Genomic DNA, 16,065 nt, shown 5'->3' with positions numbered 1-16,065 from the left:
ACTAACAATAATACCAAAAACATACATCAAACAGATTAACACAAGCTGCTCTAATTCGGCAAAACAAAAAAAGTTCAAAAAACGCTTGTTCCATCAACAGGAACAAGCGCTCACTACTCATTTATTCGTTTTTCTCCAAAATGGAAAAAACAATCGTTTGCCCATCGCTTTCGACGTGAATCTCAACCGCATAGGCTCCGATCTTCACCGTGTGTGTCTCCACCGCTTTTCCCATTACAACTTGATTATACACTTGCAAGAACAAATCATCGAAGGCCAAAGCATCGACAGAGAACAAGTAATTGGTGAATGTTTTGATCGCCTCTTGATTTCTTGCCAGCATCCCTTCTTGGACATGTACTGTAACTCCATACGTCTTGTATTCAGGCTCCAGCCATAAGGAAGCTTCTTCTCCCGATTGAGCAATTGCGCTAGATTTGTTCAAATCTTTAGCTTTTGTTTCCGCATCCTTATACAGCTTAAGCGTCGTTTCCTCCAAATCGTAATTGGTTCCCCGTCGCTTAGCCGCCTCCTGCAGCACATCGTAAGCTTTCAACATCTTCTGGTTAGGGAAGATCAGCTTTTTGTAACTGCCATCCTTAGTAGGCACTATCTTCTCCAGTCCACTATCCGCTGTCTTCACACTGATTCGTTTGTCCTTATGTACAATGCGTTCCAGAATAGTTAGCGCTTCCGCGCGAGTGACTTCTCTGCCAATACCGAAGTACCCGTTGGGATATCCCTCCATTATTCCCTTCGCGAACGCTTCTGCGACAAATTTCTGCTCACGCGGCTTCGCACTCTGAAGATCACCCATCACAGCGGCGGCTGCCAAGCTGTATTGCTCATTTTCCAAATATTCGGTTTCTTTAGCTGTGTAATATATAACCTCAGCCACTTGCTCGCGCTTCAGCTTCGCTTTGAAATCCGGAAATTGGCTTTTGCTAATAAATTGCAAATCACTTGCCAAATCGATATATGGCTTAGCCCAATAGCCGACCGTACTTGGCTTGAAATCAAAGGTACGATAATCCTGCTGCAAGATGTTGCGGTTCATCGCACTCAACGATTGTGTGAAATCATTCGTCCATTTGCGCTCGCCATTCGGATACAACTGCGTATAGGACAAGAGCAGCATTTTGATGAACTGGTCTGCCGTTACCGAGTCGTTAGGACGGAAGGTCCCATCCGGAAAACCGTCCAAAATTCCTTCATCCACTAATCGTGTAATCGTTTTCTCCGCCCAATGACCTTTTACGTCCTGAAAAAGCGGTTTTTCAACCGGCTGACCCCATGCAGTACCTGACAAACCAGTGAGTAACGCAATTGACACTGCTATCCAACTTAACTTCTTCATCCAGCCATACCCTCTTTTCTTCTCTGTGTCGAAAAATGTTGCTTTATGTACTTAGACCATTATTAAGAATAAAGGCAAATCGCTGAAAATGGTATTCAACTTCAATCCTAAATCAAACGACAGAAGAAGTGGCGAACGTTAGTTCGAAAGTCTTTAAGTCCGTGATTAAAGTCTCAAAAAAAGTACTTTTTTCCTTATTTCTATCACCCAATAATCCAGGAAACACTATCCATGAGTCAAAATAACCATATAATTGAACCTTTTTTCCTCTTTATTCTGATTCATAGAAACTCCATGTGCAGATAACCTTCCGTAAACATTCGAACGGTAGGCTAAGAGAGAAAACGTTTCTTTCGGCAAATACTACGGTTAATAAAGGGGCATAAGGAGGCGGACCAATGAAAAAATGGACTTTAACTATGCTACTGACCGTCGGAGCATTATTTTATGGTCTCCCACAAGCGATCTCACAAGCGGAAGAAAAACCGGATTTGACTTTTTCCGTACTTAGCGACTTGCACATTCAAGCCTGGGACACGCATTCGCAAGATAAATTTATAAACGCACTGAACGACCTGAATCAAATAAATTCGACATCAGACGCTCTCATTCTTAACGGTGATTTAACAGATGGCAGACAGGAGGATTACGATAAGCTTAAGAAGCTGCTGGATCGCTCCTCTCATCCTCAGGCTGTTTATTCCAATATCGGGAATCATGAATTTTATCAAGCGTGGCACGGGTCAACACGTCAATGGAGCGAAGCGAGCTTCCCTAACGGAGAAACGGAAAAGGATTCTATAGAGAGGTTTTTAAAATTTAATGGGGAGTCCGAAGTTTATTACGAGAAGCAATTACAAGGCTATTCGTTTATTTTTCTTGGATCTGAGCAGTACCGTCAGTCCAATGCGGACAATCTTGAGGATGCCTACTTATCCCAAATACAACTGGAATGGCTGAAAACTGTATTAAAAAAAGCGGCGGCAAGTGAAAAACCGATTTTTGTCTTTTTGCATCAGCCTCTTCCCAATACAGTGTCAGGAACAACCGCTTGCTGCGTCAATAATCGAGGCGTTATCCAGCATGAGGAGTTAAACAAAATATTATCAGCTTACCCCCAAGTGATTCTGTTCACAGGGCATACACATTGGGAGCTTAAACTGCCTAAAGCATTTGTATACAATAAGTACTTGATGGTTAACACCTCTTCCGTAGAACAGCCATGGACAGGAGATGCCAGCGGAGCTGAGAAGCCTCTGGAGCCTGAAGCAAGCGAAGGCTTGTACGTAGAAGCTCGCAACAACTCGGTCACAATCAGAGGGCGAGACTTCAACAAGCAGAATTGGATTCCAGAGGCTCATTATGTCATAACTTATAAGAAATAATGGCTGAATGCAGTAAAAGTTAAATAACGGCGCTGAGTCCGCTGTACTTGGATATGGCAAAAAGAAGATCTTGGTGAATTGGTAATATAAATTGGGCCGAGCCCAGGGAGAATATGCCGCTGAGATTATGCAGAATTGCTTTTTGAACATGGATTCTGTAATGGGGCATACCAGATGACATATTCATCAGCTCACTCCCCGAATTACGTCGGTTATTGAACGTAATTGCCTTCAATTCGGCTGTATCAAAAGGAATGATACTTACTATATCCTCAAGCTTGAGGTGGTAATTGACATGGGGCTTCTGGAACACTAATTCCTTCGTGGATATGGTGATGCCGAAGTCTCTTTTCTTATGAACCAGCTTTAAATCTCCGTCAATGGACTTGATATGAATAAAATTATCATTCATTCGTAATCCCTCCTTAGGCTAATGGGCATCGGATCGAATATCTTCTTCCTGATGGCTCAAGGTCGAGAGCGTATTATTAAGCTTTCAAGAAGCATACCACAATCACGGCTTGTTCGCCACGCTTGACGAACAGAGAACATCCGTTCTTTTCATTCTCAAGATTTCTGATATGATAGGATATAACGATTCTGGAACCGAAGAAAGGATTTAACAATGAGCTTACAGTTGACAGTTAAGGTCATTAAACAGTTGTGCGGCCAGCTCTCTTACGATAAAGGAGAGGCTTTTTACCGGGCCGGAAGAGTATCCTTAATCCATTATGACCCTATAACTGCGCATTACGAAGCCGTAGTTATTGAGGATAAGAAAAATAGGGAAGAAATAACCCTCACCTTTGACCGACACGGAGATGTGAATGCTAGATGCACTTGCCCTACTCTGCAGTCGTACGATAAATATTGTAAGCATATTGCCGCGGTATTACTGTATATACAAGCTGCTCATCGTGATGGAACGGTTGCACTCGAGCCCCAAGAGGTTATTTTACAGGAGGACGCTCCAGCCGCTCTATCTTTATCAACTGGTTCGTCCGCGGCAGACGTTCAGCTAGTCGGCAGCCTGCTGGGACTTTTTACAGCCAAGCCTCTTCGCACCGTTCGTACTCGCACTCTAGTGGATAATAGAGATCTTCTGCTAATGGAAATCACCTGTAAGCCTTATTCTTATGGTTATAGGAAAGCTATGATGGGCATTGAACTCAAGCTTGGTCCCAAGCGATTATACATCGTTCAGCATATCAGAGAATTTCTTGATCGCGTCGATCGAAGAGAAGCATTTGAATTCTCAAGACAGTTCACCTACGATCCGAAGCTTCACAGCTTCCTCCCAGAACATGATGCCCTATTGCGCCAGTTAATCCAGATCTATCAGCATGAAAAGATGTACCGTCAAACGACCCATTGGAATGTCAGCGCTGCACCAAACAAAAATGACGATCGGCTGATTCCTATTCCGCCCTTTTTCTGGGAATCAATCCTTCCACTTCTTATATCCGCTCCCTCCGTCCAGCTCGAACTAGGTGAGGGAACATTCGAAGGAATTCGTCTTGCTGATGTGCCTCTTCCGCTGAAATTTGAATTTGACCAGGCAGCTACGGAAGAATTTCAGTTGGTCATTCAAGGATTGGAGCAAATTACGATAATGGAAGCCTACGATCTCGTCATATTTGATGGGAAGCTATCGAAGCTGGACACGGAACAATGCAGAAGACTATCGGAGCTCAAGCAAATGCTCGAGGCCTCCCGCAAGCAGAAAATCCAAATACATCGTCAGCAAATGGAGCCCTTTATGGAACAAGTCATTCCGGGATTAATGAAGCTCGGCAATGTCCATATTGCAAAAGCTGTAACGGAACAAATTATGCAGACACCTTTAATAGCCAAGCTGTATCTGGATCGGGTTAGAGATCGCCTTCTTGCCGGTTTGGAGTTTCACTACGGCGAAATTGTCATTAATCCGTTAGAGGACCCTAACGCCAGACGTGCTTCCGACCCTATCCTTCTGCGTGACGGTGAACAGGAGCGTCGAATTCTAGAGCTGATGGAACAAAGTTCCTTCTCCAAAACAGAGAGCGGTTATTTCATGGACGATGAAGAAGGCGAGTATGACTTTCTATATCACATCGTTCCTCAGCTAGAGCCATTGGTTCAGGTTTATGCTACTTCAGCCGTCAAAGTAAGGCTACTCCTCACGAATCCTCCTCCTAAAATCATGGTCGATATCGATGAGAAAACTAATTGGCTGGAGTTCAAATTCGATATGCAAGGAATTCCTGACTCGGAAATTCGTCAACTGCTACAGTCTCTAGAGGAGAAGCGCAGATATCATAGACTTCCTAACGGTGCATTATTACCATTGGAATCCGAGGAATTTCAAGAAATCGTTAATTTGCTTAATGAAGTTGGCATTCGGCAAGGTGATGTTCATGGCTCTATCTTCAAGCTGCCAGTTACTCGCGGACTCCATATGATCGATTCCCAAAGACAAGGAAATGCGGTTAAATTGGGGAAGTCGTTCCGAAGATTGCTGGAAAATATGCGTAACCCGGATAACCTAGAATTTCACGTGCCTGATAATTTGAATCTTATTCTTCGGGATTATCAAAAGTACGGGTATCAATGGATGAAGACGCTAGCTCATTACCATTTCGGCGGTATATTGGCAGATGACATGGGGCTAGGCAAAACACTGCAAAGTATCGCCTTCGTGGTTTCTGTTCTTCCTGATATCCGCAGTCTGAAGCAGCCTGCCATCATCGTTTCACCGGCGTCACTTACTTACAATTGGCTCAATGAGTTAAGCAAGTTCGCTCCTGACATTCGAGCTATCATTGCGGACGGGAGCAAAACGGAACGCAGCCGTATACTAAAAGGAGCTTCAAAATACGATGTAATCATTACTTCCTATCCGCTGCTGCGTAGAGATATTTCCATGTATGTGGAACAATCGTTTCATACGATGATTCTGGATGAAGCTCAGGTCTTCAAGAATCATACGACCCAAACGGCTCAAGCGGTCAAAGAGCTTCAAGCTAGTTACCGGTTTGCGCTTACAGGTACGCCTGTAGAAAACCGCTTGGAAGAGCTCTGGTCTATTTTCGATGCTGTATTTCCTGAGCTGTTCACGAACAGACGAGCATTTAATGAGTTGTCTCGTGAAAAAGTAGCTAAGCGCGTTCGACCATTTCTATTGCGCAGGTTGAAGACAGAAGTATTGAATGAGCTTCCTGAAAAGATCGAATCCTTGCAAGCCTCTGAGCTGTTACCTGAACAGAAGAAGCTGTATGCGGCCTATCTCGCTAAGCTGCGTCAAGAAACCTTGAAGCACCTGGATGAGGATGGCTTTCAAAAAAGCCGAATCAAAATACTCGCTGGCTTGACTCGACTTCGCCAGCTTTGCTGCCACCCTGGTCTCTTCGTCGAAGACTATCATGGAAGCTCAGCTAAGCTGGAACAGCTGCTGGATATCATAGAAGAATGCCGAGGTGCGGGAAAGCGCCTGCTCATTTTTTCCCAATTCACTCAAATGTTAGGCTTAATAGGCAAAGAATTAGGTTATCAGGGAGTGCGCTATTTTTATTTGGATGGAGACACCCCTACTCGCGAGCGTGTAGAGCTATGCAATCGTTTTAATGAGGGAGAACGCGATATGTTTCTCATCTCTTTAAAAGCAGGGGGTACAGGCTTAAACTTAACCGGTGCGGACACGGTTATTCTTTATGACCTATGGTGGAATCCCGCAGTCGAGCAGCAGGCTGCTGACCGTGCACACCGAATCGGCCAAAAGAATGTAGTACAAGTTATTCGTCTGGTAAGCCGAGGGACTGTAGAGGATAAAATGTACGAGCTCCAGCAAAGAAAGAAGAATCTGATCGATGAAGTCATTCAGCCTGGTCAGGAGTCTTTATCTACCTTAACTGAACAAGAAATTAAAGAAATATTGATGATAGGATGACAAAAAAATGCCTTGCCTGAAAGTTTCAGGTCAAGGCATTTTGGTTATTTTCTTAAATTAACGACTCCGCCCCGTCGATAAACAGCTCAGTACCCGTTATGTGGCTCGAGGCATCTGATGCCAGGAACGCAATAAGATCCCCTACCTGCTCGGGTTGACCGGCAGCATGTTCTAAAGGCTGATTCCCTTCCGGGTACTTGACGGGAATCTTGATTTTATCCAAATCCGGCGTAGGGTGTGTGCTTTCACTAATATGTGTTTGTATGGAACCTGGGCAAATGACATTTACACGTATTTTGTATCGTGCCAACTCCAATGCGGCCATTTTGGCAAAAGCCATTTGACCTGCTTTGGATGTGCTGTATGCGGACATACCAAAGTTAGAAAACACTCGATTACCATTAATCGAACTAGTGACAACAATGCTGCCTCCCTGCTCTTTCATATGAGGGATCGCGTATTTTACTGTTAGAAAAGTTCCTTTCAAGTTGGTCGAAAGCGTATGATCCCATTCTTCCGGTTTCATGCTCTCGATTGGTGCCAACACCCCGTTAATCCCTGCATTGGCAAACACAATATCAATTTTTCCCCATTGTTTAGCGACTGCTTCAATAGCTTCCTGAACCCTATCAGGATCGGAAACGTCGACATCTGCGGTTATAGCCTGAGCATTTAACGATTCAATCTCCTGCTTCACCTGCTCCGTTCGGCTATCCTTTAAATCCAACAATCCCACCTTCACCCCTTGCGAGGCTAAAGCAATAGCTGCCGCTCGTCCAATACCTGAGCCTGCACCGGTAACAATCGCCACTTTATCCTTCAGTTCAGGATACGTCGCTTTGGGTTTTTGCATTGTTTGCATATTCATCTCTAACACCTCGATTCTTCGTAGTAAACTGACTTTAAATCCATGCTTATTTTGCCATGTTCTACAACAATTATGAGGTTCTCGTAACAAACGCTTGTTTATGCTACAATACTTGAGTTGCACTAACTCGTTCGTTTATTTTTACCCAATCTGGAAGCGCTAGAAACTAGGAAAATGGCAACATTGTTCTGCGGATTCAACGTACGGAAAAAGCCAAACTCTGTTTCCAAAAGTTCAGCTTCTAGACCATCTTTTTTTGCTTCGCAAACTCAGTTTTAGCAGCCGCGTACACTCTAAGGAGGATCAACCAAACATGCTTATCATCGGTATTGCAGGAGGCACAGGATCCGGGAAAACAACTGTTGCCCGATCTGTCATTGACAAGCTTGGCAATCAAGTGACTTTTATATCTCAAGACAACTATTATTGTGATCACAGTCATCTCAGCTTTTCCGAACGGGAAACGATCAATTATGATCATCCCCTAGCTTTTGATAATGCTCTATTATTAGAGCATTTGAAGCTGCTCAAGCTCGAGCAAAAAGTAGCGTCACCGAACTATGATTTTTCAACTCATTCCCGATCCGTTGTAACAAGAGAGCTTCTTCCCAATCCGATTGTCATAATAGAAGGACTACACGTATTGTCGGATGAACAGCTAAGAGGTATCTTAGATATAAAAGTGTTCGTTGATACGGATCCTGATGTACGAATCCTGCGTAGAGTTCTAAGAGACATACAAGAGCGCGGTCGTACAATTGAATCTGTCTATGACCAATACTTGACCACAGTTAAGCCGATGCATGAAGCTTTTATTGAACCTTCAAAAAAATATGCCGACATCATTATTCCCGAAGGCGGTCATAATGAAGTCGGCATCCAATTGCTTACGATATTGACGGAGAAGTACTTACACTCATCTTCTGTGTTTCCTCATCCCATAAGAGGCTAAGGCGCGGATCGTTTTTCAGTTTCACATTGCAAAGCTTCAGCTCATTATCCGAGAGCTCGAATAACTGCCATCTCTCGATATCATTAACAGCTTGAGAACGTAAGAAATCGGAGTAAGCCGACCGAGCTTCATCCTCATCTTCCCAAAACTTAGTTCCATAATAAGCAAGCTGGTAATTATTTATAAGCATACAGGTAAAGATTTGGGAAGTCTTATCGTGTTTTAATACGAATGGCAATCGGTTAGCCTCCTTTCATTTTACACTGCTGTTCCTCTGAATAGAAAAGGCACCATCTCCATCGGAGATGGTGCCTTTTCTTCTTATGAGTATATTTTATAGATAAGGGCTCTCGTGCTTCGCTTTCAACATGTTCCAGCGACGTTCCACTTCATGCTCGAACATTTTATAAGATTCTTCATATTCCGGTTTCGTCATATGCTTCGTCTTACCCATCGTCTTGAGCCAATCCGACAAGGGAACCTTCTTGCTCTTATCTTCCGGATTGTACGTAATATTAGTGACTCCATGCTCGACCTCATATAGCGGGAAGAAGCAGGAATCTACCGCGGCGCCGACAATGTTAGAGCCTTGTTCGTCCTCAGACAGCCAATTCAGTGGACAAGCGATAAGAATTTTACCGTAAACCAAGCCTTCATTCTGTGCGTACCATTGCGCTTTGGCCGCTTTGCGAACAAGGTCTTGCGGGAAAGCTTCTGAGCCTGTAAATACATACGGAATATGAGTCGCTGCCATAATTTGCGCCGTATCTTTATGATGGAATACTTTACCGCCCTGTTTGGAGCCAACGTTAGAGGTAGAGGTTCTATGCCCCATCGGAGTCGAGTAGGACAGTTGAGCACCTGTGTTCATGTAGCCTTCGTTATCGTACTCCAAAATAATCATTTTGTGGTTACGAAGCGCAGCACCGATAGCAGGCCCCATGCCGATATCCATCCCGCCATCACCTGTAATCATAACGAATGTGAAGTCATCTTTAAGATTGAACTCATCCAATTCGCCTCTGCGTTTGCGCTCCCAGAACATTTCCACTACACCGGATAAAGTGGCAGCACCGTTCTGGAACAGGTTATGAATATATGTCGCTTTATGAGCTGAGTAAGGATAGCCCGTAGTTACAACCATCGCGCACCCTGTATGGAACAAAGCCACGATATCGCCTTCGATACCTTTGAAGAACAACTCCAAACCGGAGAAGATACCACAGCCCGGACATGCCCCATGTCCCGGAGCAATCCGCTTCGGTTTCTTGGTCAAAGAGCGCAGAGGCGGAATCCTTACGTTCAGCTTACCTGTGGCATCATCAGGTGTAACCGTGATTAGACCTGTTTTCAAATCTTCATATTTCATCGGGTTCAGAACGCGTTTCGGCGCTTTGGCAGGATCGCCTGGCGTATGACCGTAGTAATCGAACGGTACCTCCACGGTGCCTTTTTCCAGAGCTTCGATGGCGAAACGGAACATGTTATGCCCGTCTTCTGCATAGAAGTCCTTGCCCCCTAAGCCGTAAATACGGCTGATAACCATCGTATCGCGGTTGCCATGGGTGAACAGCGCCGCTTTGATCTCATTGACCATGTTTCCGCCATGACCGCCGTAAGAATCCGCTCTGTCGCCAACAGTGACTGCCTTGACGTTCTTCAGTGCTTCAGCGATCGCTTTTTGCGGGAACGGACGAATCATGTTAGGTGCGATGGACCCTGCTTTGATCCCTTGCTCACGCAGTTGGTCGACAACATCCTTGATAATTTCAGACGCCGAGTTCATTAGGAACACGGCAACCTCTGCATCCTCCATTCGATACAAATCGAGGATTGGATAGTCACGCCCAGTCAACACCTCATATTCTTGGCGAATCCGATCGTAAACATGCTCCGCATTGTACATGGCCATGGACTGCTGGTAGCAGTTGTTGATGTAATCCGGCTCGTTCATGTATGGACCGACGGTGATCGGATGATCACGATCCAACGTATCCGCGAAGCCGGTCGGTGGTCTTTCTCCAACAAATGCGTGTACGTCCTCACGCTTTGCGAAGGTTTGGACACGACGTTTTTGGTGAGAAGTGAAATATCCGTCCGAAGCAACCAATACCGGTAGCCGCACTTCCGGATCTTCCGCCAGCTTCAACGCGATGATGTTCATATCGTACACGGCCTGAGGATCACGACACATTAGAATCGGCCAGCCTGTATTTAATGCATAGTACAAGTCGGAATGATCTCCGTGAATATCGAGCGGACCCGATACGGAGCGACATACCAAGTTCATGACCATTGGAAAACGTGTTCCGGATTGCACAGGCATTTGCTCCAGCATATATAAATAACCGTTGGCGCTCGTCGCATTGAATACGCGTCCACCTGCAGTTGAAGCTCCGTAGCATACGCCAGCCGAACCATGCTCGCCGTCAGCCGGAATCAGCTTAATATCGTGCTGTCCGTTCGCTTTCATCAGATCCAGGAATTGCGCTACTTCTGTGGATGGTGAAATTGGAAAGTAACCCATGATGTGGTAATTGATTTGATGCGCTGCATAGGCTGCCATTTCATTGCCTGACTCATACACAATACGCTGTTCCACTGTACCTTGAGAAACCTCTTTTTTTATCTCAATTGCCAACTGGAATTCCACCTTTCAGGTAAGCTTTTACTTGATTGACAAGTGCTTCATCCATTCACAGCCAGATCAAAACGATGCGGTACACGATGCTGCTCAGCGTAACCTTCAGCTTCCCTCGCACTCGACAGAGCTTCTGTTGGGCATGCCTGTACACACTTCAAGCAGCCTTTGCAGTACTGATAATCAATGCCTTGCAAAAACATTTGCGGGCGCCCCTTCTTGTCGGCCTGTTCGTCCCATACAAAGCAAAAGTCCGGACAGACCGTATCACAGGCAGCACAGTGAATACATTTGTCATCCTCGAAATGAGGCATCATTCCTGCACGAGAAATACTTAAATCTTTTAAAATGCTGTTTCCCGGATTCGTAATGACTCCTCCCATAGGCTGGGTCTCAAATCCAAGAACAGGAGTATCCTGACGTACAAAAGAAGGCATTTGCTGTCCTTCCGGAAGGGCGAAGGTTTGGAACTGAACCTCATTGTAACCCCTTTCAAACGTGTTTAATGCCGGTTGAACTGCTTGCGGGTATTTTTTCTCCAGAGACTTGCGGATTACGTTCTTCATTGTGTCCGGGTTCAAAAACGGGCATAGCCGGAACAATGCACCTAACATCGCCATATTAACACGGTTCTTCTCTTCGATCGAAATGCCGATGGCGTCGATAACCGCAATGGTACCGCCCATCATTTTCAGCTTTTCCTTGAGCTCCTCGGGAGCTTTGGTGGAATTGACCAGTACAAGACTGTCTTCATATATTCCACTAACGACATTTACCGTTTTAGACAAAGATTCATGAAAAATCCCTACCACATGAGGTCGTTCCACTGGCGAAGTATCGCGTATATTCGTGTCGATATCACAGAAGCGAATATGCGCTTTCACGGCAGAGCCTTTTTTCTCGGAACCGTAGGAGGAGAAGCTGACACCGTTTAATCCGGCCCCTACAACTCCTGCTTCAGCGAGCATCTTTCCTGCCAGGTTGGCACCAAGTCCCCCAATAGATTCCAGACGAATTTCAAAAAAGCCAAGCTCGTTCTTTTTAGGTAACGTAACCATTGCATGACTCCTTTCGAGAATAGACTGCAGCAAGTAGTTTTCTAAATACTATTTATATTCTAAATAGATCGACAAATTCCTCTCTTGCCAAAAACTTTTTTCCAGTTATACCCGAAATAATCCATATCCGTTCAATGGAATGTCCGTTTCCTTATCCGGAAGCAGTCCGTTGCTCTTTCCATTCACCGCTACGTCGACAAGCCACTTGGTAAAATTGGCGACCTGCATCGTCTCCATTTCCTCCAACGAGAAAAATCCAGCTCCATCGACCTCTATTCCGTCGGCCTTGGGCTCTCCATCCACATAGTCCATTTCAAAGGCGATGTACACATTATGAATATTGCGGGGCTGATCACGCAAAGCAACAATCCCTTTAACCTTGGTATGGACTCCGGTCTCTTCCAAGACCTCACGCACAACGGTTTCCTCTATCGGCTCCAGCTGTTCGATATAACCGCCGGGGTTCGTCCAATTTCCTTTGCCCGGCTCCTGTGCTCTGCGCACCAGCAGCACTTTGTCATCTTTAACGACAAGCGCTCCGACACCGATGCTGTAATTCCCCCAATGAACTGCTTCGCAATTCGTGCAAACCCGCCGATCGACTCCGTCCATTTGACGTGTCTCCATCGGATGACCACAGGACGAGCAGTAATTTACCGACATGTTCACACACCTCCTTCGTTATGTATCGATACCTGTCTATTAGCAGGTTAGTAAACAGTATTACTATAGCTCGTTTAAGACGAAAAATAAACCCGGATACCGTACAAAATCGTACGATATCCGGGTTGTTTCCGAAGTTTATTTCGACTCGTTGGGCTGATCTTGGACCGCTGTAGCCGCCGTCTGCTCAACGGATTTGAATGAAGAATTATCGGTTCCACGCTGTGTCAATCCTTTAACCAGCTTCTCGAGATCGATGCCGCTGACGCTTTTCAGCATTTCTGGGGCTGTTGCCATAAGAGAAGTCACATAGTTGCTGACTCTCGCAGCGCCTTCTCCGTGCCCCGTGTCTACGACGGTCAGCTTGTCGATGCCCTTGATTGGCTCTGCCACCTTGCCTGCCAGCTCCGGCAGCATCTTCACGATGATATCGAGAACCGCGGCTTCGCCGAACTTCTCGAATGCTTCGGCAAGCTTCTGCTTTGCTTCCGCTTCTGCCAAACCGCGCAGACGGATAACATCTGCTTCCGCGGTACCTTTGGCGCGTTCCGCGTCTGCCACAGCCAAGCCTTCAAGCCGTTTTTGCTCGGCATTCGCCTTCGCTTCGGCTTCAATTCGGTACTTCATGGCATCAGCCTCATAAATTCTTTTAGCTTTATCCGCCTCAGCTGCTTGCTCAACAGCGTAACGGTCAGCGTCCGCCTTCTTTTTCACTTCGGAGTCATATTGCTTTTCACGACGAAGAATTTCTTTTGTTTCCAGGTCGATCTCACGCTCTTTACGAACAAGCTCAACCTTCATTTGTTCTTCCACCACGCTTTGCTTCGCACGCGCTTCATGAATATGGTACGCTTGGTCCGCTTCCGCACGGGCTGTATCCTGCTCCCTCTTAAACGAGGCGATCTTCAGTTCCTTTTCCTTAGAGGCTTCCGCAATGTTGGTATCTCTCACCAATTCTGCCTTCTGCCCATCTTCCTCTGCTCTCGCTTTCTGAACACGAGCGTCTCTCAAGGCTTCCGCTTCTGCGATTTCAGCGTCCCTTTTGACCGCTGCAATACGTGGTTTACCCAGAGCATCCAGGTAGCCATGCTTATCACGCAAATCTTTGATTGTGAATGAGACAATTTGAAGACCCATTTTTTTTAAATCCTTGGCTGCAACGCCCTGCACTTCTTGAGCGAATTTATCGCGATTTCGGTAGACCTCTTCCACCGTCATCGATCCTAGAATAGCACGCAAATGTCCTTCAAGAACCTCCTGCGCTTCTCCCTTCAACGCTTCTGTCGGCTTGCCCATAAATTGCTCGGCCGCCGTAGCTACATCTTCTACAGAACCGCCAATTTTAATGATAGCGACACCGTCCGCCATGACAGGTACGCCTTGTTCTGTGTATACTTCAGGTGTGGAAACATCCAGCTTATGAGACAGCAAAGATAAAAATTGCGATTGCTGGAATATCGGTAAAATAAATGCGCCGCCTCCCCGGACAATTTTGATTTTGCGACCTGAGTCATCCGTCATTACGTTTTTAATCCCTAAAAAGGAACCTGTCACGATCATAGCTTCATCAGGGCTTACCGTTTTATAGCGGGCCCAGAAAGCAAGACCGAGCACAATAATGACACCTACTACAATAGCAGGTACTACTAATGGTTCTGGCATTCGACATATCTCCTTTATTCCAATTTATCTAAACGGGCGACGAGCAGCGTACCGTCCTTGACTTCGACAGTAACGACTTTCGTGCCGGTTTGGATTTCTTCCCCTTCATAACTGGCTGCAATCTGATTCGTATTCCCTGCTCCCATCCGCAGCAGCACTTCGCCATAACCTACAGAAGGTATGGTGACGGACACCTCTGCAATTTTACCTACTGTATCCTGCATAGAGTAGGCAACTGAATTCTCACTATTTTTCATCGGCTTAACATATAGGAAATAAATGAGTACAGACATGATGACAGCACACAAAATGGAGCCCGCAAGTACCGCAGTTGTCCCCCATAGGGTGTACTTGGTCATTAATATGCCTACGCCCCCCCATACCGTCAGTCCGCTGAAAATAACCATCGGTTGAAACGCATGCATATGATGTCCGGACATAAAATCGAACACGCCATCCAAGGCGCTGCCGAGCAGGTCTCCCAGGACTACCGTCACTAACGCGAACAGCACTCCAGTGATGAGAAAGCCCCAATATAATGAAAGCATAAGCATTCCCCTCTTCAGATCATTTAGGTTAGCTCCATAAATTAATACGCTTTGAGGACAGTAAAAGTTTCAAATCATTTCCTTTTTTTCTTTATCTTCTCTCCAAAGCTCGATAAAATGCTTTGCTCCCTGGGAAAGATAATGATCCTTCAGCCAAATAAAACCTGAGGAGGTTGTCCATGCGGAATCGGCAATCGGATAAATATGAATATCATTTCTTTGATGTAGACGTAAAACAACCTCAGGAAGAATTGCACTTCCAAAGCCGGTTGCTACAAGCTCCATCAGCATCGCTATATCAGAGCATTCGCAGAGTATATTGGCTTCCAGCCCGCTTCGTGACAATTGATCTACGATCATCTGATGCAAGCCCAATCCATCCGTACTTGGAATAATAAGAGGAAGGCGACCAATTTGCTGGTACGTTATTTTATCCGAAAGACCTGTCAATGCTTGAGATGTTACAAAATAAAACGGCTCCGTTTTCATATGCAGGTAACTGAAATCACTCAGATCGATTGGGAATCGAATAATCGCCAATTCAATTGTTCTTTCTTTAACGAGCTTGCACAGCTGAGCGGATTCATTTTGTTGAATTTTGTAAGTGATATCCGGATAACGGGCTTTGAATTGCAGGAGCAGCTTCGGAAGCTCTTCCGACGACAGCGTGTTTACACCTACGGTAAGTCTCCCTCTCAAGCCTTTTCCCGTTTCCTTCACCTCACGTCGAGTATGATCCATGCATTTTTCCATGTTCAAAGCATGCTTGTACAAGACCTGCCCTGCTTCCGTCAGTTCCAGTCCGCGAGCGTGACGAATTACTAGAGGCACCCCCAACTCCTCCTCCAAATGCTTCAGCTGCTGGCTGAGCGGAGGTTGAGCCATATGCAGCCTTTTGGCTGCTCCTGAGATTTGTTTTTCCTCTGCAATGGCAATAAAGTATCGCAGCTGCTTCATATCCATCTGACATTACACCTCACAATATATACGTAGAAAGTTATATTAG

12 protein-coding genes are annotated in these 16,065 nt (G+C 45.5%); 3 read left to right on the top strand and 9 right to left on the bottom strand.

Going from position 1 to position 16,065, the window contains the following annotated elements:
• Positions 1 to 121: 121 nt before the first annotated feature.
• Complete coding sequence (locus BP97_RS0106560; RefSeq protein ID WP_028548383.1) at positions 122 to 1,357, bottom strand: S-layer homology domain-containing protein; 1,236 nt, start codon at positions 1,355 to 1,357, stop codon at positions 122 to 124.
• A 398-nt stretch (positions 1,358 to 1,755) separates the two neighbouring features.
• Here BP97_RS0106560 and BP97_RS0106555 point away from each other — a divergent pair, with 398 nt between their 5' ends.
• On the top strand, positions 1,756 to 2,742 hold the full coding sequence (locus BP97_RS0106555; protein ID WP_028548382.1) for a metallophosphoesterase family protein: 987 nt from the start codon (positions 1,756 to 1,758) through the stop codon (positions 2,740 to 2,742).
• Positions 2,743 to 2,761: 19 nt separating this feature from the next.
• Here the strand turns inward: BP97_RS0106555 and BP97_RS0106550 are convergent, their stop codons facing one another.
• Complete coding sequence (locus BP97_RS0106550; RefSeq protein ID WP_028548381.1) at positions 2,762 to 3,154, bottom strand: hypothetical protein; 393 nt, start codon at positions 3,152 to 3,154, stop codon at positions 2,762 to 2,764.
• Positions 3,155 to 3,367: 213 nt separating this feature from the next.
• On the opposite strand from BP97_RS0106550, the gene BP97_RS0106545 reads away from it, so the two are divergent.
• Entirely contained in the window at positions 3,368 to 6,667 is a 3,300-nt protein-coding gene (locus BP97_RS0106545) for a DEAD/DEAH box helicase (RefSeq protein WP_028548380.1), read from the top strand.
• Positions 6,668 to 6,719: 52 nt separating this feature from the next.
• Here BP97_RS0106545 and BP97_RS0106540 read toward each other — a convergent pair whose 3' ends face one another.
• Positions 6,720 to 7,535: an SDR family oxidoreductase gene (locus BP97_RS0106540; protein WP_051620414.1), complete on the bottom strand. Its 816-nt coding sequence runs from the start codon at positions 7,533 to 7,535 to the stop codon at positions 6,720 to 6,722.
• Positions 7,536 to 7,791: 256 nt separating this feature from the next.
• Here BP97_RS0106540 and udk point away from each other — a divergent pair, with 256 nt between their 5' ends.
• Entirely contained in the window at positions 7,792 to 8,487 is a 696-nt protein-coding gene (udk, locus tag BP97_RS0106535; RefSeq protein WP_269321903.1) for a uridine kinase, read from the top strand.
• A 334-nt stretch (positions 8,488 to 8,821) separates the two neighbouring features.
• On the opposite strand, the gene BP97_RS0106530 is transcribed toward udk, so the two are convergent.
• From BP97_RS0106530 to BP97_RS0106505, 6 genes are all read right to left on the bottom strand, one after another.
• A complete protein-coding gene (locus BP97_RS0106530) occupies positions 8,822 to 11,128 on the bottom strand; it encodes a thiamine pyrophosphate-dependent enzyme (protein ID WP_028548377.1) in 2,307 nt (768 codons plus the stop codon).
• Between the two features lie 47 nt (positions 11,129 to 11,175).
• Entirely contained in the window at positions 11,176 to 12,186 is a 1,011-nt protein-coding gene (locus BP97_RS0106525) for a 2-oxoacid:acceptor oxidoreductase family protein (RefSeq protein ID WP_028548376.1), read from the bottom strand.
• Positions 12,187 to 12,291: 105 nt separating this feature from the next.
• Complete coding sequence (locus BP97_RS0106520) at positions 12,292 to 12,849, bottom strand: NUDIX hydrolase (protein WP_028548375.1); 558 nt, start codon at positions 12,847 to 12,849, stop codon at positions 12,292 to 12,294.
• Positions 12,850 to 12,987: 138 nt separating this feature from the next.
• Positions 12,988 to 14,511: a flotillin family protein gene (locus tag BP97_RS0106515; protein WP_028548374.1), complete on the bottom strand. Its 1,524-nt coding sequence runs from the start codon at positions 14,509 to 14,511 to the stop codon at positions 12,988 to 12,990.
• 14 nt (positions 14,512 to 14,525) lie between these two features.
• The gene (locus BP97_RS0106510) at positions 14,526 to 15,059 is read right to left on the bottom strand and encodes an NfeD family membrane protein (RefSeq protein WP_028548373.1); all 534 of its coding nucleotides are present in this window, start codon (positions 15,057 to 15,059) and stop codon (positions 14,526 to 14,528) included.
• Between the two features lie 69 nt (positions 15,060 to 15,128).
• Positions 15,129 to 16,022 carry a LysR family transcriptional regulator gene (locus BP97_RS0106505; protein WP_028548372.1) on the bottom strand — a complete coding sequence of 298 codons (894 nt, stop codon included), beginning with the start codon at positions 16,020 to 16,022 and terminating at the stop codon, positions 15,129 to 15,131.
• Positions 16,023 to 16,065: the final 43 nt, after the last annotated feature.

Origin of the sequence: Paenibacillus sp. UNC451MF (assembly GCF_000686845.1) — a bacterium.
Taxonomy (GTDB): domain Bacteria; phylum Bacillota; class Bacilli; order Paenibacillales; family NBRC-103111; genus Paenibacillus_S.
Note: the sequence above shows the minus strand (reverse complement) of the source record. Positions and strands in the feature narration are given on the sequence as shown.

Coding starts and splice junctions, on each gene's coding strand:
- BP97_RS0106545 (WP_028548380.1), top strand. CDS start 3,368: ATGAGCTTACAGTTGACAGTTAAGGTCATTAAACAGTTGTGCGGCCAG.
- BP97_RS0106505 (WP_028548372.1), bottom strand. CDS start 16,022: ATGGATATGAAGCAGCTGCGATACTTTATTGCCATTGCAGAGGAAAAA.
- BP97_RS0106555 (WP_028548382.1), top strand. CDS start 1,756: ATGAAAAAATGGACTTTAACTATGCTACTGACCGTCGGAGCATTATTT.
- BP97_RS0106520 (WP_028548375.1), bottom strand. CDS start 12,849: ATGTCGGTAAATTACTGCTCGTCCTGTGGTCATCCGATGGAGACACGT.
- BP97_RS0106560 (WP_028548383.1), bottom strand. CDS start 1,357: ATGAAGAAGTTAAGTTGGATAGCAGTGTCAATTGCGTTACTCACTGGT.
- BP97_RS0106550 (WP_028548381.1), bottom strand. CDS start 3,154: ATGAATGATAATTTTATTCATATCAAGTCCATTGACGGAGATTTAAAG.
- BP97_RS0106515 (WP_028548374.1), bottom strand. CDS start 14,511: ATGCCAGAACCATTAGTAGTACCTGCTATTGTAGTAGGTGTCATTATT.
- BP97_RS0106510 (WP_028548373.1), bottom strand. CDS start 15,059: ATGCTTTCATTATATTGGGGCTTTCTCATCACTGGAGTGCTGTTCGCG.
- BP97_RS0106525 (WP_028548376.1), bottom strand. CDS start 12,186: ATGGTTACGTTACCTAAAAAGAACGAGCTTGGCTTTTTTGAAATTCGT.
- BP97_RS0106540 (WP_051620414.1), bottom strand. CDS start 7,535: ATGAATATGCAAACAATGCAAAAACCCAAAGCGACGTATCCTGAACTG.